Genomic DNA, 17,075 nt, shown 5'->3' on the forward strand with positions numbered 1-17,075 from the left:
AAATGAGGTATTTAAGTCGTAAATTTATAGCTCAAAGGCTAACATATCAGTAGACATGTAATTCTCAGGGCTTGTCGGGTATTGTCATGAATTGTAAGAAGCTGTTAATTTTTTATGTGTTTATCAATTTCGCAGTGGGTTACTTCTTATTTTTATTAATTTTATACAGGCTAATTTTATCAGTAATCTTCCCCCGTTATGTACGCAAGAAAGTGCAAACTCTATTCGTCCCATTGAGTCAGAAATCATGAATACTCAACTAAAAATAGCCACATTTAACCTGTTTAACTACCTTGTGCCACCCAATGCATATTATGAGTTTGAGAAGATTTATACCGCGCAGCAGTGGGCTAAAAAGCAGCGTTGGATTGTTGATTACTTAACAGCGCACGCGCCGGATGTGATTGGTTTTCAGGAAGTGTTTAGTATTGATTCGTTAAAAGAGCTAGTTGCTGAGCAAGGCTATAATTACTTTGCGGTGGTAGATACACCAGAAGTGATTGATGATTTTATTTATAAGCGCCCCGTAGTAGCGATTGCCTCTAAATATCCCATAGTTGAAGTAGCAGCGGTTGAGCATGACAGCGAGCTTGCAAGTACGCTTGGCCTTAATAGTGAGTTTACTTTTAGTCGTAAGGTATTGAGAGCGACCGTTACTTTGCCTCATATAGGCAATACTGATTGTTACGTGGTGCATTTTAAATCTAAGCGCCCGATGATTAATGTTGATGAGCACAATAAAGAGCTTGCACCCGAGCAAAACATAATTGAGATTTTAAAAGCGAACGTAGCGGGTGGGTGGGGCTCAACTATTCAGCGTGGCAGTGAAGCTACATTGCTAATGATACAAATGATTACTCGCCGTGAAGCTACGCAGCAACCCATGCTATTAATGGGGGACTTTAATAATGAACTTGCGGATGGCGTATTAAGCCATTTACTGACGAGTACGCTACGCTTTGCACCTGCGTTTGACGCTAAAACCTACCTCGCTAAATATTGTTTAAATGATTCATGGGATTTGTTTGTTAAGTCGCAGCTAAGTAATGATGAAGTGATTAGCGATGAAGCAATAACAAACGATGTACAAAGCGATTGTGATAGCAGTAACAGCCAAGTAAAAAATATAAACATAACAAAGGCAGCACCGTTAAGACCGGCAACACATTATTATGGCGCGAGCAGCTCTGTGCTTGATTACATTTTATTGTCGTGTGAGTTTGATGCTAGTTACGATGACAGCTTTTTTGAAGTCAGTGGTTATGACACTTACGACAGGCACTTAATAAATCCCGAGTATGATCGAGACGATCTAAGCACCGACCACGGTGTTGTGTTGATCACACTAAAATTAAGGTCTTAAAGGGTGTTTTTATTATGAAGAAATTAATTACATTCTTGGTTTTTTTTATGTTTAATTCTTTTGCTGCAGAATTTCCTACCAGTGCACGTTCTGAAAAAGCGATATCAATGGTTGCACCCACTTTAAAAAAGCAACTATCTGATAAAGGGCTTGAATATGGTGCACCTATATTTATTCGAATATTCAAAGACCCAGGTATTCTTGAAGTCTGGCTGGAGTCGGATGATGGCACATTTATACACTTCAAAAATTATGAAATTTGTACTTTTTCAGGTGATCTTGGCCCTAAATTAAAAGAAGGCGACAACCAAAGCCCTGAAGGCTTTTATTATGTTGATGCTAGTGGGCTTAATCCTTGGAGCAATTATCACTTATCATTTAATTTGGGCTTTCCAAATAAATATGACCGGACACACAACCGAACTGGCAGTGCACTGATGGTGCATGGCAACTGTGTTTCTATTGGGTGTTATGCGATGACTGATGAATATATAAATGAGATTTACGCGTTGGGTGCTGCAGCGTTAAAATCGGGGCAATCTTTTTTTAGGGTTCATTCATTTCCGTTTATGCTTGAGGATGAAGTTTTATCAAAGCATAAAGCAAACCAATGGTACCCTTTTTGGCTTAACCTTAAAGAAGGTTACGATTACTTTAACAACTATAAAAAGCCACCAAATGTTGAAGTTTATAAAGGAATGTATACGTTCGAAAATAGATATTAATGGTAAAAAATATACGTAAATAATCGGGCTGTTTAATTATATTTTTTGTCGTTTAAAAATATTAACCGTTTTGATTGGTTGTTAGCTTATTTGAAATCTTTATTATTGAGTTGAATGTTTTTTGATCTGCATCAAGCTTATAAGCGGCGGTAATGATAGATTATTAATAGGGATACTGACATTTAAAATTCATTAAAATCATCTACTATCGTGAAGTAACAAAGTAGAGTCACACCTATATTACAATTAACTCATACAGTGATAGTTAATACCAAAAATAGTGCAGTATTAGCCTAATCTTATAAATAGGCCAAGACTGGCTACATTTACCTACTTTTATATACATGGAGTTTTACCGCATGACGATTAAATCGACACTCAAATCTCTCAGTACAATCGCTGCTGTGATCATATTGGGTGGGGGTGGTTGGTATGTTTGGCAAACTCAGCAACCAGCACTGCTATCTGAACAATTGCCAGAGAGCGTAGCCTATGGAAATGGCCGCATTGAAGCGACCGAGTACGATATTGCAACAAAATTGCCGGGGCGCTTGATTGAGGTTTTAGCACAAGAAGGTGACATGGTCGAAGCCGGTCAAACATTGGCGGTTATTGATACTGACGATTTAAATGCACAATTACGTGAGGCTAATGCTGGGTTACGTGTTGCTACTGAGTCACGTAAATATGCTTTGGCAATTGTAGAACAACATAAAAGTGAACTTACTTTTGCAGAAACCGAGTTACGTCGCTCTGTAGCACTGCTCAAACAAGGGCATATTTCAAAAGAAGTAGTTGATCAGCAACGAACAAGCGCTGCAACAGCGCAAGCGGCTTTAAAAGCGGCAAATGTAAAAGTGGTGCAGTCGGATGCAGAAATAGACGCAGCACAAGCGCGTATTGAGCGATTACAAAGTAATATTGCCGATAGCACCCTTAAAGCGCCTATTAGTGGCCGAATATTATATAGATTAGCAGAGCCAGGTGAAGTGCTTGGCAGTGGTGGTAAGGTTTTTTCTTTGCTTGATTTAACCGATGTGTACATGAGCATTTATTTGCCAACAGCGCAAGCTGGCAAAGTGACAATAGGCTCTGAGGCACGCATTGTAATAGATGCAATTGCGCAATACACGTTACCCGCTAAAGTTACTTTTGTATCAGCGCAAGCACAATTTACGCCTAAATCGGTAGAAACACGTAACGAGCGTGACAAACTGATGTTTAGAGTAAAAGTGAAGCTAGATTCAAAATTATTAAACGATCATATTGAACAAGTTAAAACAGGCGTGCCTGGACTTGCTTATGTTTTATTAGCACCAGAGCAAAATTGGCCTATGCAGTTGCAGGTTAGAGTGCCTGAATAATGGCTGATGAAAACAATGGCAAAAAGCAGAGCAACAAAGCTAAAAAGCCTTTTAGTGTGGTTAAGCTTACTCAGGTTACGCATCGCTATGGCAATAATTTAGCGTTGGATAATATTAATCTGGAGTTACCTGCGGGCAGTATGGTGGGTTTTATAGGCCCTGATGGCGTAGGTAAGTCGAGTTTGCTTGCACTTATTGCAGGAGCACGTGCCGTTCAAAATGGTGACGTTGAAGTGTTAGGGGGCAATATGCGTAGTAGCCGCTTTCGTACTTCAACTTCGCCACGTATTGCTTATATGCCACAAGGATTAGGCAAAAACTTATACCCGACACTCTCTGTTTTTGAAAATATTGATTTTTTTGGTCGGCTTTTTGGGCAAGAAAAAAAAGAGCGTCAGCACCGAATCAAAAACTTATTAAAAAGCACTGGACTCACTGAGTTTGCCGATCGTCCTGCAGAAAAACTCTCAGGCGGTATGAAACAAAAACTCGGTTTATGCTGTGCGTTAATTCATGACCCTGAGTTATTAATTTTGGATGAACCAACAACGGGGGTCGATCCGCTTTCTCGTCGCCAATTTTGGCAATTGATTAACCATATTCGCGCTCAGCATAATGGTATGAGTGTGCTCGTTGCGACCGCTTACATGGAAGAGGCAGATGATTTTGATTGGCTAATCGCCATGGACGATGGCAAAGTTATAGGTACTGGTAGCCCAGAGGAGATTAAGGCTCAAACAGGGAAAAAATCCCTTGATGAAGCATTTATATCATTACTACCTGAAGAAAAGCGTCATGATCATCACGTACTTGTGGTTCCTCCTCGTCAGAATAATCTAAAAACTGATGAAGCCGCTATTCAGGCTACAGCGCTTAGTAAAATATATGGCGATTTTACAGCGGTTAACAACGTTAGTTTACGTATTGAACAAGGCGAGATTTTCGGCTTTTTGGGATCAAATGGCTGTGGTAAAACCACAACTATGAAAATGCTGACAGGCCTTCAACCGGCAAGCAGTGGCGAAGCTAAGTTATTTGGTCAAGTTGTTGATGCTAACAATATAGAAACTCGTAAGCGCGTTGGTTTTATGTCGCAAGCATTTTCACTTTATAATGAATTAACCGTTGAGCAAAATATGGTGTTGCATGCGCGCTTATTTCATTTACCAACAGAGCAAATTGCGCCGCGCGTTAATGAATTAATTATACGGTTTAACCTTAAAAAATACCGTGATGATTTTCCTGTCGATTTACCGTTAGGTATTCGCCAGCGTTTATCGCTTGCGGTTGCGGTAGTGCATAGCCCTGAAATGCTTATACTTGATGAACCTACCTCGGGCGTAGATCCTGTTGCACGTGATGACTTTTGGGAATTACTTATTGAGTTATCGCGTGAGCAGGGCGTTACTATTTTTATTTCGACTCACTTTATGGATGAAGCCGCACGCTGCGATAGAATTTCGTTGATGCATGCAGGAAAAATACTTGCCAGTGATACACCCGCTGCACTTTGCAAAGCGCGCAGTGCAGATACGCTCGAAGATGCCTTTATTGCTTATTTAGAAGAGGCGGTGCTTGAGTCTCAAGCGAGTTCTGCTTTGTCTACAACGACGGTCGATGAGCCTGAACCATTACCTGAGATTGAACCTAAAATACCGCCAATTGGTAAAAAGAAAGCGAATACCGCTTTTAGTTTTTTACGCTTGTTTGGCTATGCTCATCGCGAAACGCTGGAGCTATGGCGCGATCCTATTCGTTTAACCTTTGCGTTGCTAGGCTCAATTATTTTAATGTTTATTTTAGGTTATGGGATTACCTTTGATGTTGAAGATTTGAGCTTTGCGGTGATGGACCAAGATCAAACCCCTGAGAGTCGCGATTACGTTCAAAATATTGCCGGATCGCGCTACTTCATACAAAAAGCTGATATTAAAAGCCCTTCAGAGCTAGATAAACGAATGCGCAGCGGCGAGTTAAGTGTGGCCGTTGAGATCCCACCTAATTTTGGCCAGCAATTGAAACGCGAGCGCACGCCAGAAATTGTAGTTTGGATTGATGGTTCCATGCCTTTTAGGGCAGAAACTATATCGGGTTATATGACGAGTTCGTATTACAGTTATCTAACTGACTTATCATTGCGTACTTATGGAGTCATACCCAATTTGGTACCGGCGAATATTGAATCACGCTATCGTTATAATCAAGACTTTAAAAGTATTGAGGCCATGGTGCCTGCTGTTATTCCACTTTTGTTAGTGTTTATTCCTGCAATATTAATGGCGTTGGGTGTTGTACGTGAAAAAGAATTAGGTTCAATCACTAATTTATATGTTACACCGGTTACGCGACTCGAATTTATTATTGGTAAACAACTGCCTTACATTTTAGTTAGTATGGTAAGTTTTTTTGGCTTAGTTGCCCTAGCTGTCACTGTATTTGGTGTTCCGCTAAAAGGAAGTTTATGGGCGTTGAGCTTGGCTGCTTTATTGTATGTAACAGCAACAACTGGTGTAGGGCTGTTAATTTCGGCTTTTACTAAGACACAAATATCGGCATTAGCTGCATCAACTGTGGTTGTATTGATGATTGCTGTTAATTTTTGCGGGTTGATTGACCCCGTTTCATCCTTAGAAGGCTTTCCTGCAATAATCGGAAAACTATTTCCAACTACATACTTTTTAGAAGCATGCCGTGGTGTGTTTAATAAAGCACTTAATTTTTCTGATTTATCGGCGCAGTTTTTACCTTTGCTTACTTTTATACCAGTGCTGACGTTAGCCAGTGTATTTTTACTTCCAAAGCAGGATAAATAGCCATGCAATGCCTTAGTAATATTCTTAATTTAGGTATCAAAGAACTGCGTAGCTTATGGCGCGATAAAGTGCTGTTATTATTTGTGTTTTTTGCTTTTACGGGATTAATTTATGTTGTGTCTTCGGCAACTTCCATTGAGTTAAATAATGCACCTATTGCAGTTGTTGACGGCGATCAATCACAACTATCTAAGCGTATAATTAATGCATTTTACGACCCTTACTTTAGAACGCCTGACGTTATTGCGTTAAGTGCAGTGGATCCTTCGCTTGATAACGGAAGTTATACCTTTGTGCTAAATATTCCGCCACACTTTGAGCGTGACGTTCTTGCAGGTAAGCAACCTACATTACAAGTGAATATAGACGCCACACGTATGTCGCAAGCATTTATTGGTGATAATTATATTCAAACAATTATTAGTGCTGAAATTAATGAATTTGTTCAAGGCTATCGATCGGTATACACACTGCCTATTAAGCAATCGGCGCACATAATGTTTAATCCCAATATGACCAGTGTGTGGTTTGGCAGTGTGATGGAATTAATGAACGTTATTACCATGATTTCGATTATTTTAACCGGAGCTGCGGTGATACGTGAGCGTGAACACGGTACGCTGGAGCATTTATTAGTAATGCCATTAACGCCATTTGAAATTGTAATTGCTAAAATTTGGGCCAATGGTTTAGTTATTTTATTACTGACCACTTTTTCACTTTTTATTGTAATTGAAGGCTTTTTACAAGTGCCTATTCATGGCTCAGCAGCGTTGTTTTTATTGGGCGCCGCCATTCATTTATTTGCGACAACATCATTGGGAATATTATTAGGAACGCAGGCGCGTACCATGCCGCAATTAGGCTTACTGATGATCCTTATATTATTGCCATTGCAAATGTTGTCGGGCGGGGTTACCCCTCGCGAAAGCATGCCTGATATAGTACAAAATATTATGTTATTTGCACCTACGACTCATTTTGTAAAGTTTGCTCAAGCCATCTTATATAGAGGAGCGGGGTTGGATGTAGTTTGGCCTTACTTTTTGGCCTTATTCGTAATCGGCAGTGTATTTTTTATATTTGCGTTATCGCGGTTTCGTAAATCAGTCGCGTTTGGATAATAAGGTTTATCTAGTCGGTAATTTTTATAAAAAGGTGGAATTACTTACATTCATAAATAGCTTTACTAAATTAAACTTATATTTATCAACAAACTAAGTACGGCCTAAAACTTGCTGGATAATACCAATTAAAAACACAATAAAGGATTTAATAATGACTGAAGTTACACTTTCGGCTTACTTAGCGTTTTACCTGTATTTAATTATGTTGGTTGTACAATGGGCAGTGGCTACGTTTAGTAAAGCAAAAGAGCCTAATGCGGTGCCAGGTAAAATTGATGAAGATTTATCGCACGACAGCTTTATATTCAGGGCGCATCGTACATTTCATAATACGCTTGAAAACAGCGCATTATTTATAGGTACTGTGTTATTTGCATTTGTAATTAATTACCAAAGCCCAATATTTGCAATGTGTATTTGGGTGTACTTAATTGCGCGTTTAATTCACATGGTGCTGTACTACGCTATAGCAACAGAGAAAAACCCAAGCCCGCGTAGTTACTTCTTCTTAATTGGTGTGATTGCAAATGTGGTTATGCTAGTGATGATTGGTTTGAGGTTAATTGTATAGCTTATCTATTAAAGTAATAAATATTGTTCATCACAATATCTATAATCAAAGCGAAGTGATTTTATAATTACTTCGCTTTTTTTGTAAAGGGAGTGGGTCTCATTAAAATGATAGGGCTATTTTTAACCGTGAGCATTTTGATTAAATTTTATTTACCTCTGCTTATGTGTCTTTGGTGTTAATTTAATGTGTTTATTATATTAATTGACGCGTGATAAATAGGCAGGCAATATCTAACTATCTTAGAAAATTATTTACACTACCTTTAAGTATTATCCAGGCAATTTACTCTTTGCTGTTTGGTTTTTACTTAGCCCGCGAGGTTACGAATCTTACGCCGTGGTTAAATCGTCTCAGATAGAGCAAATTTAATCCAAAGAGGTGAACAGGGCCTGCATAAAACGTATTATTTACGGTATTAAAATTGGTATAAGGAGGCACTTATTAAAATTAAAATAGTTTTAGCTTTGTCGATTGCCGCACTATTTGTTTTTTATCTACGTGCCGAGTTTTTTTTGCTAAGTCCAGATGCCTCTGATACTGATGACTCACCCGAAAGTGAAGTTGCTTTAGAGACAACACGCTTTGTTTCAACTAAGGCGGATCAGCACTTGGGAGTTGTGTTTGATAGCTGTGATACGAAATTAAGCGATATGAAAGTCAATGATGAGTTTTCTATTTGTATTGAACTACTTCTTATTGAATTACGTGATGAAACGGTAGAGATTAAACTTGCAACAACGCAACCTCTTTATTTGGCATGGATTAAGGTAAATTGGCCATCAGCCTTAGAGCATATGCTTGGGCTGAATACCATAATGCGTAATCGCTTACTAAATAGTGTTATTCCTGTCATTGGTCAATATGATCTACAAAATTTGTCTGAGTGGATTCAAAATAAAGGATTTGATAATAGCACTCAAGTTGATTTAATCACTGTTGCATACTCTTCGCTTATGGATGAGAGCCCCATTACAGCCATTGAAGACGTTAGATTTTCTTTGAGCCCTGCCGTTAAATCTGGTGTGATTGATAAACTGTTAAATCAATGGAGTAGAAAAAATGCTGGCGCAGTGATGGAGTGGTTTAGCCAACAGCCACGCCCAGATATGTATGCGTATTTAATGGGTTTTGTTTTGATGCAATTAATACAGCAGCAACCAAATGATGCTGAAAATATAATTTCAGAATTGCCTAACTCTCAATTAAAATTTGAGACCATTAAATTTTACACAAAAAAACTCGCTTCAGAAAATTTAGAACAGTCTTTGAACTGGGTTAATAGTATTGAAGATGAAGCAAGTAGGCATGTAGGAATAGTGCAACTACTGAAATATATGGCGACTAACGAGGAATATATAGGTCGTTCGTTTGACGTGGCACTAGCGCAAGAAGATCCTTTTTTCCGTGATAAGCTATTAAATAACCTTAGTATTGATATACCTTATAATAAATTAGGTATGTTGATTGATTTAGCGCCCACACTGCCAATTTCTGCAAAAAAATGGGTAATGAGTAATATTGGCTCTCGTTTAATTGAAAATGATCCTGATATGGCACGTGATTGGCTGAAGTCATTAATGCCGAGTAATGAAGCTAGTTACGCAAAGCGTATTGTTGGCGAAAAATCTATTGAACGTGATTTACCTTTTGCTACAGAGCTTGCTAATGATATATCGGATCAAGATGAGCGAATGTTATTAATAGAATCAATATTAAAATTTGTTTACGGACAAGATGATTTTGATTTTGAATTATTATACGAAACATTAAGATTGTCATCGAGTGAAATAGATCAAGCGAAAATAAAATTTTATAACGCTGATACACACTAGCGCCTGCTTATCTTTTGAGGTTAAATTTACAGCAGTGCGTTTGGTATTTAGGCAAGGCAGAGCCTATGTAGTGTGGCTATTCCCCAATAGGTGACAACTATACATAAAGAACACACGCGCTGCCCACGGTTTCTTTCATCGTTGCCTGTTATAGGTAGGAGGTAAGGAGTGAGTAGGACGCAGCAGCAGTTACCGAGCCCACTAGATTACAAATCTCGCGCTGCAATTAAATTCCCCCTGAGTTGAACAAATTTAATCCTCAAAAATCAGCAAGCGCTGCTAGCGCCATAAAGCTTGTTAGCTTAATTATTAAGCTAACAAGCTTTATAAACAAATTTATTTTTATGGAGATAATAGTAGATGCCGATTTTTATTTTTAATTAAATAGAGGGGTGGTGATGTATTTATTTTTTGAGATTAATTAATCTGAACTCTGGTCAAGATATTTACTAACATATTGAATTATATTGATATTTAATTTTATTTTTTCTAGCCAGAGGTTTTCAGTGAAAATAAGGCGAATTCACGCGTCAATAGCTGCTCGAGATAGATTTACTATCCAGAGTTCAGGTTAATTATACTTAATGCGGCTGTAATAGCCGCATTAAGTAGTTTTGGGGACCTTAAAGTTTATTGCTCCGTGTCGTATAACGAGAAGCAATAAAACCTAATATTACAAATATTTTAGAATGACTTAGTTTGCTTTGTAGACACGTATCCAGTCAATCCAAAATATACTTTTGTTTGAATCCGCTAGCTCGGCTGAATTTGGTTTTACATCACGCCAAGGTTGATGTTCCATATCTAAAAGGATGTGCATTGGTTTACTTAGCCCTGTGCCACCGGTATAGCCTTCAGGATCAATTATATTAGGACCTGAAACGCTGCGAACTAATACACCATCAATATAGTAATCTAGGTTCCACGCATCCTTCCAATGAACACCGTAGCGACGAAATTTATTTCGGTATGTTTCGCCGTTATTGTATACCCAAGAGCCTGCATCTTTTGGTTGGTAATCTTGAAATGGCTCACGTATAAAAACATGGTGACTTACGTGCATACGTTGGTCAAACCACTCTTGCCCTACACGATCACTGCCGTATGCCTCCATCGCATCAATTTCCTGAGTTGAATCAGAGCTCAACATCCATACACCATTAGCCATAGTGTTATTACTCGGTTTTACCATTGCCTCAAGATAAAGTGGGTATGTAAAAGTTGCTTTTGAAGAAACAATTCCTGCAAGCACTTTATTTGTTCCTGCTTTTTCAGTTGCCTGAAGGCCTAACGCACCACCAGTAGTGTAGGAATGACCTGAACTGAATTCAGTATCACCAGGCCCAAGCCAAGCATTAATATACGAAGCATTCCAACGATTGGTAAATGCTGCCGGTTTATTTGAAGTACCGGCTTGGTAGTTAAATTGGTCGGAAACAGTTTGTAATTGCCATGTTTTACCTGATCCAGCAGAAGCCGGAATACTATATGCTTCCCAATCTGCAGCATGTGTTGCTGTGCAGAGTATTGCGCAAGTAGAACAGGATAGTAGTTTTAATATATTCATATAAAATCTCCATGCAAATTAATGTAGATATGCTTCTTTAACTAGTGCGAGTGACTTTAGTGAATTTAATCATCGAAAGATAAACAGGCCCTAGATGAAACAATCTCTTTTGTGTGTACCTTCTATTATTTGTATCCATATTCAAACTCAAGCTTATGAAAATACCAGCATAAGCACACCGACATGGATACGTTTTAATAAAAGTGAAATAGTGTGTAATGTAACTTTGTTGTACTGATTTTAAAGTAACACCAAAGCAACTGTTTAATATTTACACAGTTGCACATTGTCAACAATAGATAATTAAATATTTATTTGGTTAATAATTTAATCGCACCTGTTAACATTGTGTTTTTGCTTGGGCGAGATGTTTTTTCTCTGTATCAATCAGTTTAACTTTTATCAAAATAGAGATATTACTACTGCTAATAAATACCTAATATTGGAACTGGAGAGATATTTTTAATGAAGCAAGGTTGGATTGTTTTTATAACTTAATGTATAAATTGAAAAATAATTTGCTTTTATTTTTACAATTTTTATTTAAATCTATAGTAAAGAGCTATGCTAGGGACGTTGAGTTATTAATATTTTAACAATTAGAAATATGAAGTGAATGAACGTTTTACAAAGCAGTGAACGACACTAATATTTAGACAAATGTTTCATGAAACAAAAAATTTACATTTAAAGCGAAGAGCCTTGTTAGCAGCTTCGCTTTTATGTTTTTAGTTGCATCAAAATAAAGGCTAATATCTAGGGTCTTATATGATCAATCTACTCCTATAAATCCGCCAGTTTGGTGAGTCCAAAGTGCAGCGTAAATTCCGGCTTTAGCGATTAGTTCCTCGTGAGTGCCTTGTTCAACCACGCCCCCATCATCGAGTACAATTAATCTATCCATTTGCGCAATGGTTGAGAGCCTATGCGCTATGGCAATAACTGTTTTGTCTGTCATTAAATCATCAAGACTTGCCTGAATTGCAGCTTCTACTTCAGAGTCGAGTGCGCTGGTGGCTTCGTCGAGTATAAGTATGGGTGCATTTTTGAGTAGCACACGTGCAATAGCAATACGTTGGCGTTGACCGCCCGAAAGCGTAACACCGCGTTCGCCCACTTGTGCATCAAAGCCTTTATTGCCTTTGCTGTCGACTAAGTCATTTATAAACTCAAGTGCTTTAGCTTGTTTGGTGGCGTTGAGCATTTCATCGTGGGTTGCATCGGGGCGACCGTACAAAATGTTGTCTTTTACTGAGCGATGAAGCAAGGAGGTATCTTGCGTTACCATGGCTATATATCGGCGTAGGCTTTCTTGGCTTACGTCTGTGATGTTTTGCCCATCAATTTTTATTGTTCCTGAGTTTGTATCGTAAAAGCGCAGTAATAAGTTAACAAGTGTTGATTTACCCGCGCCAGAGCGACCGACTAAACCAATTTTTTCGCCAGGTTTAATATTTAAGTTTAAACCGTTCATTACTGGGCTGCGATTAGTTTCGTTTGCCGCTTTACCGTAGTTAAAGTGTACGTTGTTAAACTCAATGGCGCCTTGGCTTACGTTAAGCGTATCGGCATTTGGTTTATCGGCAACTTCGATAGGGTTTGACAGTGTTTTCATACCATCGGCTACGGTGCCAATGTTTTCAAATAAGCTGCTTATTTCCCACATGATCCACTGCGCCATACCGTTTAATCTAAGCGCTAAGCTAACAGCAACTGCAATGGCTCCGGCGCTAATTGCGCTAAGCGACCATAAATAAAGTGATACAGCGGCAACCGAAAATACTAATAGGTAATTTAAGCTTTGAATAACAAAGTTTAAGCTGGTTACTAAGCGCATTTGCTTGTACACGGGCTGTAAAAATACATCCATGCTTCGTTTTGCGTATTGCTCTTCACGCTGGGTATACGAAAACAATTTAATAGTAGAAATATTTGTGTAGCTATCAACAATTCGACCGGTCATTTCTGAGCGCGCATCGGCTTGTGAGCTGGCAATTTTTTTAAGGCGCGGTACAAAATAAAGCTGTACGCAAATGTATAAAACTAACCAAACCAGTAAAGGGATCATTAAGCGCCAATCAGCTTCGGCAACTAAAAATACCATTGAGCCAAAATAAACCACGATATACATTAATACATCGAGTAGTTTAGTCACTGTTTCGCGAACGGCTAAAGAAGTTTGCAGTACTTTAGTGGCTATTCTTCCTGCAAATTCATTTTGATAAAAGCTAACACTTTGGCGCAGTAAATAACGATGCGCTAACCAGCGGATAGACATAGGGTAATTGCCCAGTAATGCTTGGTGTAAAATAGCAGAATGAAAAAATACGACGATGGGCAATACTAATAACAGCATAACAGCCATTTTAATAAGTTCAGACTTTTGCTCTATAAACAAGGTTTCGGGAGTGTAAGCCGTTAACCAATCGACAAGTTGGCCCATGTAGCTAAATAGAGAAACCTCTAAAATAGCAAGCATGGCGGCGCTGATTGACATAAGTAGTAGCGACAGCTCCATTCCTTTGGTGTAGTGGCGACAAAAAGCAAATAAAGTAGAAGGCGGCTGAGTGGGTTGGTCCTCAGGAAATGCTTTTGTCATTTTTTCAAATAATCGATACATTTTAAAAACTTAAATGGCAAATAATGGCGAGTATCATACCATTTAAGTATTTTTAAATGCAGGTTTGTAGGTCATTAATTATGAGTGTTATTCTTATTTATTGCGTTGGGTTACTTAGATTTATTCCTTCGCTCATGTATAAATCATCGTATTTGAGCCCACCATTACCATAAGGTTTTTTAATTGGGCCCGTATTACAGTTTGCTAAAAAGTATATAAGCGGTTGTTCGCGCTTCATTCTAAATTGTGCATTTTTATATACCAGAGTTTGCTTGCTAAATTCACCACCTTTTACATAAACATCGTATTGTTGCCCTGGCTCTGAGACTGCGGCGTTATTAACAACGTACCATACGTCGTACCACGTATTTGTTTGCAGAGGCTTGGCTGATTGCTTACTAGTGTAGTTTTGAATATTGCTATACCCGCTGTCGGTTTTAACCATTAATGCGCCATCGTTTACAAGCCCGTTTGATTCTGTTTTATCGGTTACGCGAAGTGTTGGCTCAAATGCATCGTACGCATGTTTATTAATTAACTCCGGAGTAAGATTACTCAGCCCAAAAGCGTGATTATTGGGAAACGCAGCGACGTTTATACGTATATAAAATGTGTAGGTTTGACCAACTTCAACCGCTAGTGGAAGCTTTGTATAAGAAAGCGCTTTACGATTTCCTACAATGCCTTCTGCCGCAGGCTTTTTTAGTAAATAATGATTAACAGATGCGATTGCTTGTTCTGGTTGTATAACTGTTATTTGTGGATTTTTAACTTGTGGTTTGGTTTCATTTTGAGTATCAACACTTTGCCACTTGCTAAGTGAATGTTCAAAGTTATCAATAAGCAGCCAATCGCTCGATGTGTTTTTTTGAATGGTTGAACATGCTGATAGGGTGCTGAATAAGCAAAGAAATAAAATGTGTTTAGAAGACATAATTGGCTCTCGTAATATTAATGATATTTGGTTAACCAATTTTAATTTCGGCTATGGTTTTTATTAAAAGTCATATAACCAATTTAACTTTTTTATGTCAATCACTAAAACATTAGTTATGGTTTGATTGAGCTTGAAAAATGTAATATTGTCATTGTATTCAATCAGCTCAGCAAATTTTAGCTGAGTTGAAATTAATTAAATTATTAGGACGTTTTATGTATACGGGTTCGTGTTTGTGCGGTGAAGTAAGTGTTGAAGTATTGGGCAGTATAACCAGCATTATTCATTGCCATTGTTCACTATGTAGAAAAAATAGCGGGACTGCATTTGCAACTAATGGCTTTGTAAATACAGATGACTTTACAATAACGAAAGGGCAAGAACGACTCAGTGAATATAGTTTTAAACCAGGGCGTACGCGCTATTTTTGTAAATGTTGTGGCTCTCCTGTTTATAGTAGTAATGCAGATGACAAAAGCAGAATACGAATTCGTCTAGGTATATTTGATAGCGATATTACTGAACAAGTATTGTCGCATAACTTTGTTACATCTAAGGCTAACTGGGAGCTGTTAGAAACAAGCTTACCGTGCTATGAAAAACATGAACCTGGGCGGTAAGACGTTTTATTCAATGTGGTAAATGCTGTTAATACTTTTATAAAGGTCTGGCGCAAAATTTATAAACACAGGTGAGTTTTGTATTTCATCAACGTTAATATGCATTAACGTATGTTGGCACAATATCAATACTATATTTTTATATTCATTAAACTCTATTAGCGCCAAGCATTTAAAATGTTGCCTTATCAGTACCAAAAGGGCTTGTAATTCTTGACCTGTTTGCGGGTTTAAATTAACGATTACTTGAGTATTTGGCTCACTACAGCGATTTATGTTTTGCCAAAAGCTGTCATTGGTTAAAAAAGGCTGATGATGTTCACCACTAAAAATATCAATAGTAATTACGTTAAAGTTAGCTGTGCATTTTGAAATATACTGTTCAGCGCATTGTAAGTGGATATTGTGGTTACTTGGTAGGTTAAATAATTGCGTTGCAATAGAGGCTATATTTGGGTTTATTTCGATTGTACTAAATGTATTAATGGTATTTACGTAAGGCGTATGGTTTTGCAGGTGATACATGATTCGCTCAAACCCTGCGGTTCCTAAGCCTAAATTTAATATGTTTAGTGTATTTGCAGGTTTAAGTAAAAAGAGCAACATGCATTGATTTACAGGGACGATTACTTGTTCTGGATGCACAAGGCACATAACACCTTGAATAGTAATATCTTCATCTTTTTTTTGTGCAAGTGTTAGCCAACGATACTGTTGATTTTGAAATACAGTTATAGGGCCAAAATCAGTTTGTTCTGATTTGATTTGGTTTGCTTCAATGGTATCGTTTTTTAGCTGACGCATAACTTAAACTTTTTTATAAACACATTCATAGTGTGCCACGAAAAATAAATTTTTAAATAGATTATTGTGCAGAACACATGTAATTTCACTTATTACTATAATATTGTATTGGCAATTAACTACTTAAGTATTATTCAAGGATTGAAAATGGGATTAATTTTAGGGCCAGCTGTTTTAGTATGGTTTGCAGTATTTATTTATTCTTTACAATTAGGACATGCGCTTATTTATAAAAATATGAGTCTATTAACGACAGTATCTACTTTTGTAATTAGTATTATTGGTATGCTGGCTTTTATTACGTATGGATATAGGCAGTTTGTAAACAATACCTCTGTTTGGGCATTTGAGATCCCAAGTTACTTTTTATTTAACAAAATTGCTTTTATAGGTGTATTGAGTGGTTTTTTACTTAACTACTATATTAAGCCTGAAAATAGTTCGGAGTTTTTGAGCTGTTTAGCATTTGTATTAATATTTATGTTTTCTGCTGGTGTGCTTGCAAGCTTAGGAGTACATGAGGCCTTTTTGAAAGAATTTGATATTAAAACCACTCATTAAAAGTATGCATAATGAATTTTGGCCCAGTACTTATAAAAGGTAGTGGGCTTTTTACTATCCTAATAACCTCTTGTAAATGCGTTTTAGCGTGATCCTTTCTACATCTACCTCAAATGTATTGCCATAAAATCTCAGTTAAGTAATGGTTACACTATAATAATTAGGAGC

Annotated in this window: 13 protein-coding genes; 9 read left to right on the forward strand and 4 right to left on the reverse strand. The window is 37.7% G+C overall.

Annotated elements, in window-relative coordinates:
- The first annotated feature begins 247 nt into the window (after positions 1 to 247).
- From P20495_RS18970 to P20495_RS18940, 7 genes are all read left to right on the forward strand, one after another.
- Positions 248 to 1,363, forward strand: a complete 1,116-nt coding sequence (locus P20495_RS18970) for an endonuclease/exonuclease/phosphatase family protein (RefSeq protein WP_008133627.1) — start codon at positions 248 to 250, stop codon at positions 1,361 to 1,363.
- A 47-nt stretch (positions 1,364 to 1,410) separates the two neighbouring features.
- A complete protein-coding gene (locus P20495_RS18965; RefSeq protein ID WP_007375690.1) occupies positions 1,411 to 2,088 on the forward strand; it encodes a murein L,D-transpeptidase family protein in 678 nt (225 codons plus the stop codon).
- A 359-nt stretch (positions 2,089 to 2,447) separates the two neighbouring features.
- On the forward strand, positions 2,448 to 3,452 hold the full coding sequence (locus tag P20495_RS18960) for an HlyD family secretion protein (RefSeq protein ID WP_007375691.1): 1,005 nt from the start codon (positions 2,448 to 2,450) through the stop codon (positions 3,450 to 3,452).
- Positions 3,452 to 6,265, forward strand: a complete 2,814-nt coding sequence (rbbA, locus tag P20495_RS18955; protein WP_008133630.1) for a ribosome-associated ATPase/putative transporter RbbA — start codon at positions 3,452 to 3,454, stop codon at positions 6,263 to 6,265. Before P20495_RS18960 ends, rbbA begins: the two co-directional genes overlap by 1 nt.
- Before the next feature lie 2 nt (positions 6,266 to 6,267).
- Complete coding sequence (locus P20495_RS18950; protein WP_008133631.1) at positions 6,268 to 7,389, forward strand: ABC transporter permease; 1,122 nt, start codon at positions 6,268 to 6,270, stop codon at positions 7,387 to 7,389.
- A 154-nt stretch (positions 7,390 to 7,543) separates the two neighbouring features.
- Positions 7,544 to 7,963, forward strand: coding sequence for an MAPEG family protein (locus tag P20495_RS18945; RefSeq protein WP_007375694.1), 420 nt, complete (start codon positions 7,544 to 7,546; stop codon positions 7,961 to 7,963).
- Positions 7,964 to 8,430: 467 nt separating this feature from the next.
- Positions 8,431 to 9,798: a hypothetical protein gene (locus tag P20495_RS18940; protein ID WP_242401450.1), complete on the forward strand. Its 1,368-nt coding sequence runs from the start codon at positions 8,431 to 8,433 to the stop codon at positions 9,796 to 9,798.
- A 694-nt stretch (positions 9,799 to 10,492) separates the two neighbouring features.
- Here P20495_RS18940 and P20495_RS18935 read toward each other — a convergent pair.
- The 3 genes from P20495_RS18935 to P20495_RS18925 form a co-directional block, all read right to left on the reverse strand.
- Positions 10,493 to 11,365, reverse strand: coding sequence for a hypothetical protein (locus tag P20495_RS18935; protein WP_008133634.1), 873 nt, complete (start codon positions 11,363 to 11,365; stop codon positions 10,493 to 10,495).
- Positions 11,366 to 12,137: 772 nt separating this feature from the next.
- A complete protein-coding gene (locus P20495_RS18930) occupies positions 12,138 to 13,985 on the reverse strand; it encodes an ABC transporter ATP-binding protein (RefSeq protein WP_008133636.1) in 1,848 nt (615 codons plus the stop codon).
- Positions 13,986 to 14,082: 97 nt separating this feature from the next.
- On the reverse strand, positions 14,083 to 14,919 hold the full coding sequence (locus tag P20495_RS18925) for a hypothetical protein (RefSeq protein WP_008133639.1): 837 nt from the start codon (positions 14,917 to 14,919) through the stop codon (positions 14,083 to 14,085).
- A gap of 218 nt (positions 14,920 to 15,137) precedes the next feature.
- On the opposite strand from P20495_RS18925, the gene P20495_RS18920 reads away from it, so the two are divergent.
- Positions 15,138 to 15,542, forward strand: coding sequence for a GFA family protein (locus P20495_RS18920; protein WP_008133640.1), 405 nt, complete (start codon positions 15,138 to 15,140; stop codon positions 15,540 to 15,542).
- Positions 15,543 to 15,548: 6 nt separating this feature from the next.
- On the opposite strand, the gene P20495_RS18915 is transcribed toward P20495_RS18920, so the two are convergent.
- Positions 15,549 to 16,346, reverse strand: a complete 798-nt coding sequence (locus tag P20495_RS18915; RefSeq protein WP_008133642.1) for a hypothetical protein — start codon at positions 16,344 to 16,346, stop codon at positions 15,549 to 15,551.
- Positions 16,347 to 16,493: 147 nt separating this feature from the next.
- Between P20495_RS18915 and P20495_RS18910 the strand changes: the two genes are divergently transcribed.
- On the forward strand, positions 16,494 to 16,907 hold the full coding sequence (locus P20495_RS18910) for a hypothetical protein (RefSeq protein ID WP_008133645.1): 414 nt from the start codon (positions 16,494 to 16,496) through the stop codon (positions 16,905 to 16,907).
- Positions 16,908 to 17,075: the final 168 nt, after the last annotated feature.

Origin of the sequence: Pseudoalteromonas sp. BSi20495 (assembly GCF_000241185.1) — a bacterium.
Lineage (GTDB): Bacteria > Pseudomonadota > Gammaproteobacteria > Enterobacterales > Alteromonadaceae > Pseudoalteromonas > Pseudoalteromonas fuliginea.

Excerpts from the sequence above, each read along its gene's own strand:
- P20495_RS18910 (WP_008133645.1), top strand. The coding sequence starts at position 16,494 with ATGGGATTAATTTTAGGGCCAGCTGTTTTAGTATGGTTTGCAGTATTT.
- P20495_RS18935 (WP_008133634.1), bottom strand. The coding sequence starts at position 11,365 with ATGAATATATTAAAACTACTATCCTGTTCTACTTGCGCAATACTCTGC.
- rbbA (WP_008133630.1), top strand. The coding sequence starts at position 3,452 with ATGGCTGATGAAAACAATGGCAAAAAGCAGAGCAACAAAGCTAAAAAG.
- P20495_RS18915 (WP_008133642.1), bottom strand. The coding sequence starts at position 16,346 with ATGCGTCAGCTAAAAAACGATACCATTGAAGCAAACCAAATCAAATCA.
- P20495_RS18945 (WP_007375694.1), top strand. The coding sequence starts at position 7,544 with ATGACTGAAGTTACACTTTCGGCTTACTTAGCGTTTTACCTGTATTTA.
- P20495_RS18970 (WP_008133627.1), top strand. The coding sequence starts at position 248 with ATGAATACTCAACTAAAAATAGCCACATTTAACCTGTTTAACTACCTT.
- P20495_RS18960 (WP_007375691.1), top strand. The coding sequence starts at position 2,448 with ATGACGATTAAATCGACACTCAAATCTCTCAGTACAATCGCTGCTGTG.
- P20495_RS18920 (WP_008133640.1), top strand. The coding sequence starts at position 15,138 with ATGTATACGGGTTCGTGTTTGTGCGGTGAAGTAAGTGTTGAAGTATTG.
- P20495_RS18965 (WP_007375690.1), top strand. The coding sequence starts at position 1,411 with ATGTTTAATTCTTTTGCTGCAGAATTTCCTACCAGTGCACGTTCTGAA.
- P20495_RS18925 (WP_008133639.1), bottom strand. The coding sequence starts at position 14,919 with ATGTCTTCTAAACACATTTTATTTCTTTGCTTATTCAGCACCCTATCA.
- P20495_RS18930 (WP_008133636.1), bottom strand. The coding sequence starts at position 13,985 with ATGTATCGATTATTTGAAAAAATGACAAAAGCATTTCCTGAGGACCAA.
- P20495_RS18950 (WP_008133631.1), top strand. The coding sequence starts at position 6,268 with ATGCAATGCCTTAGTAATATTCTTAATTTAGGTATCAAAGAACTGCGT.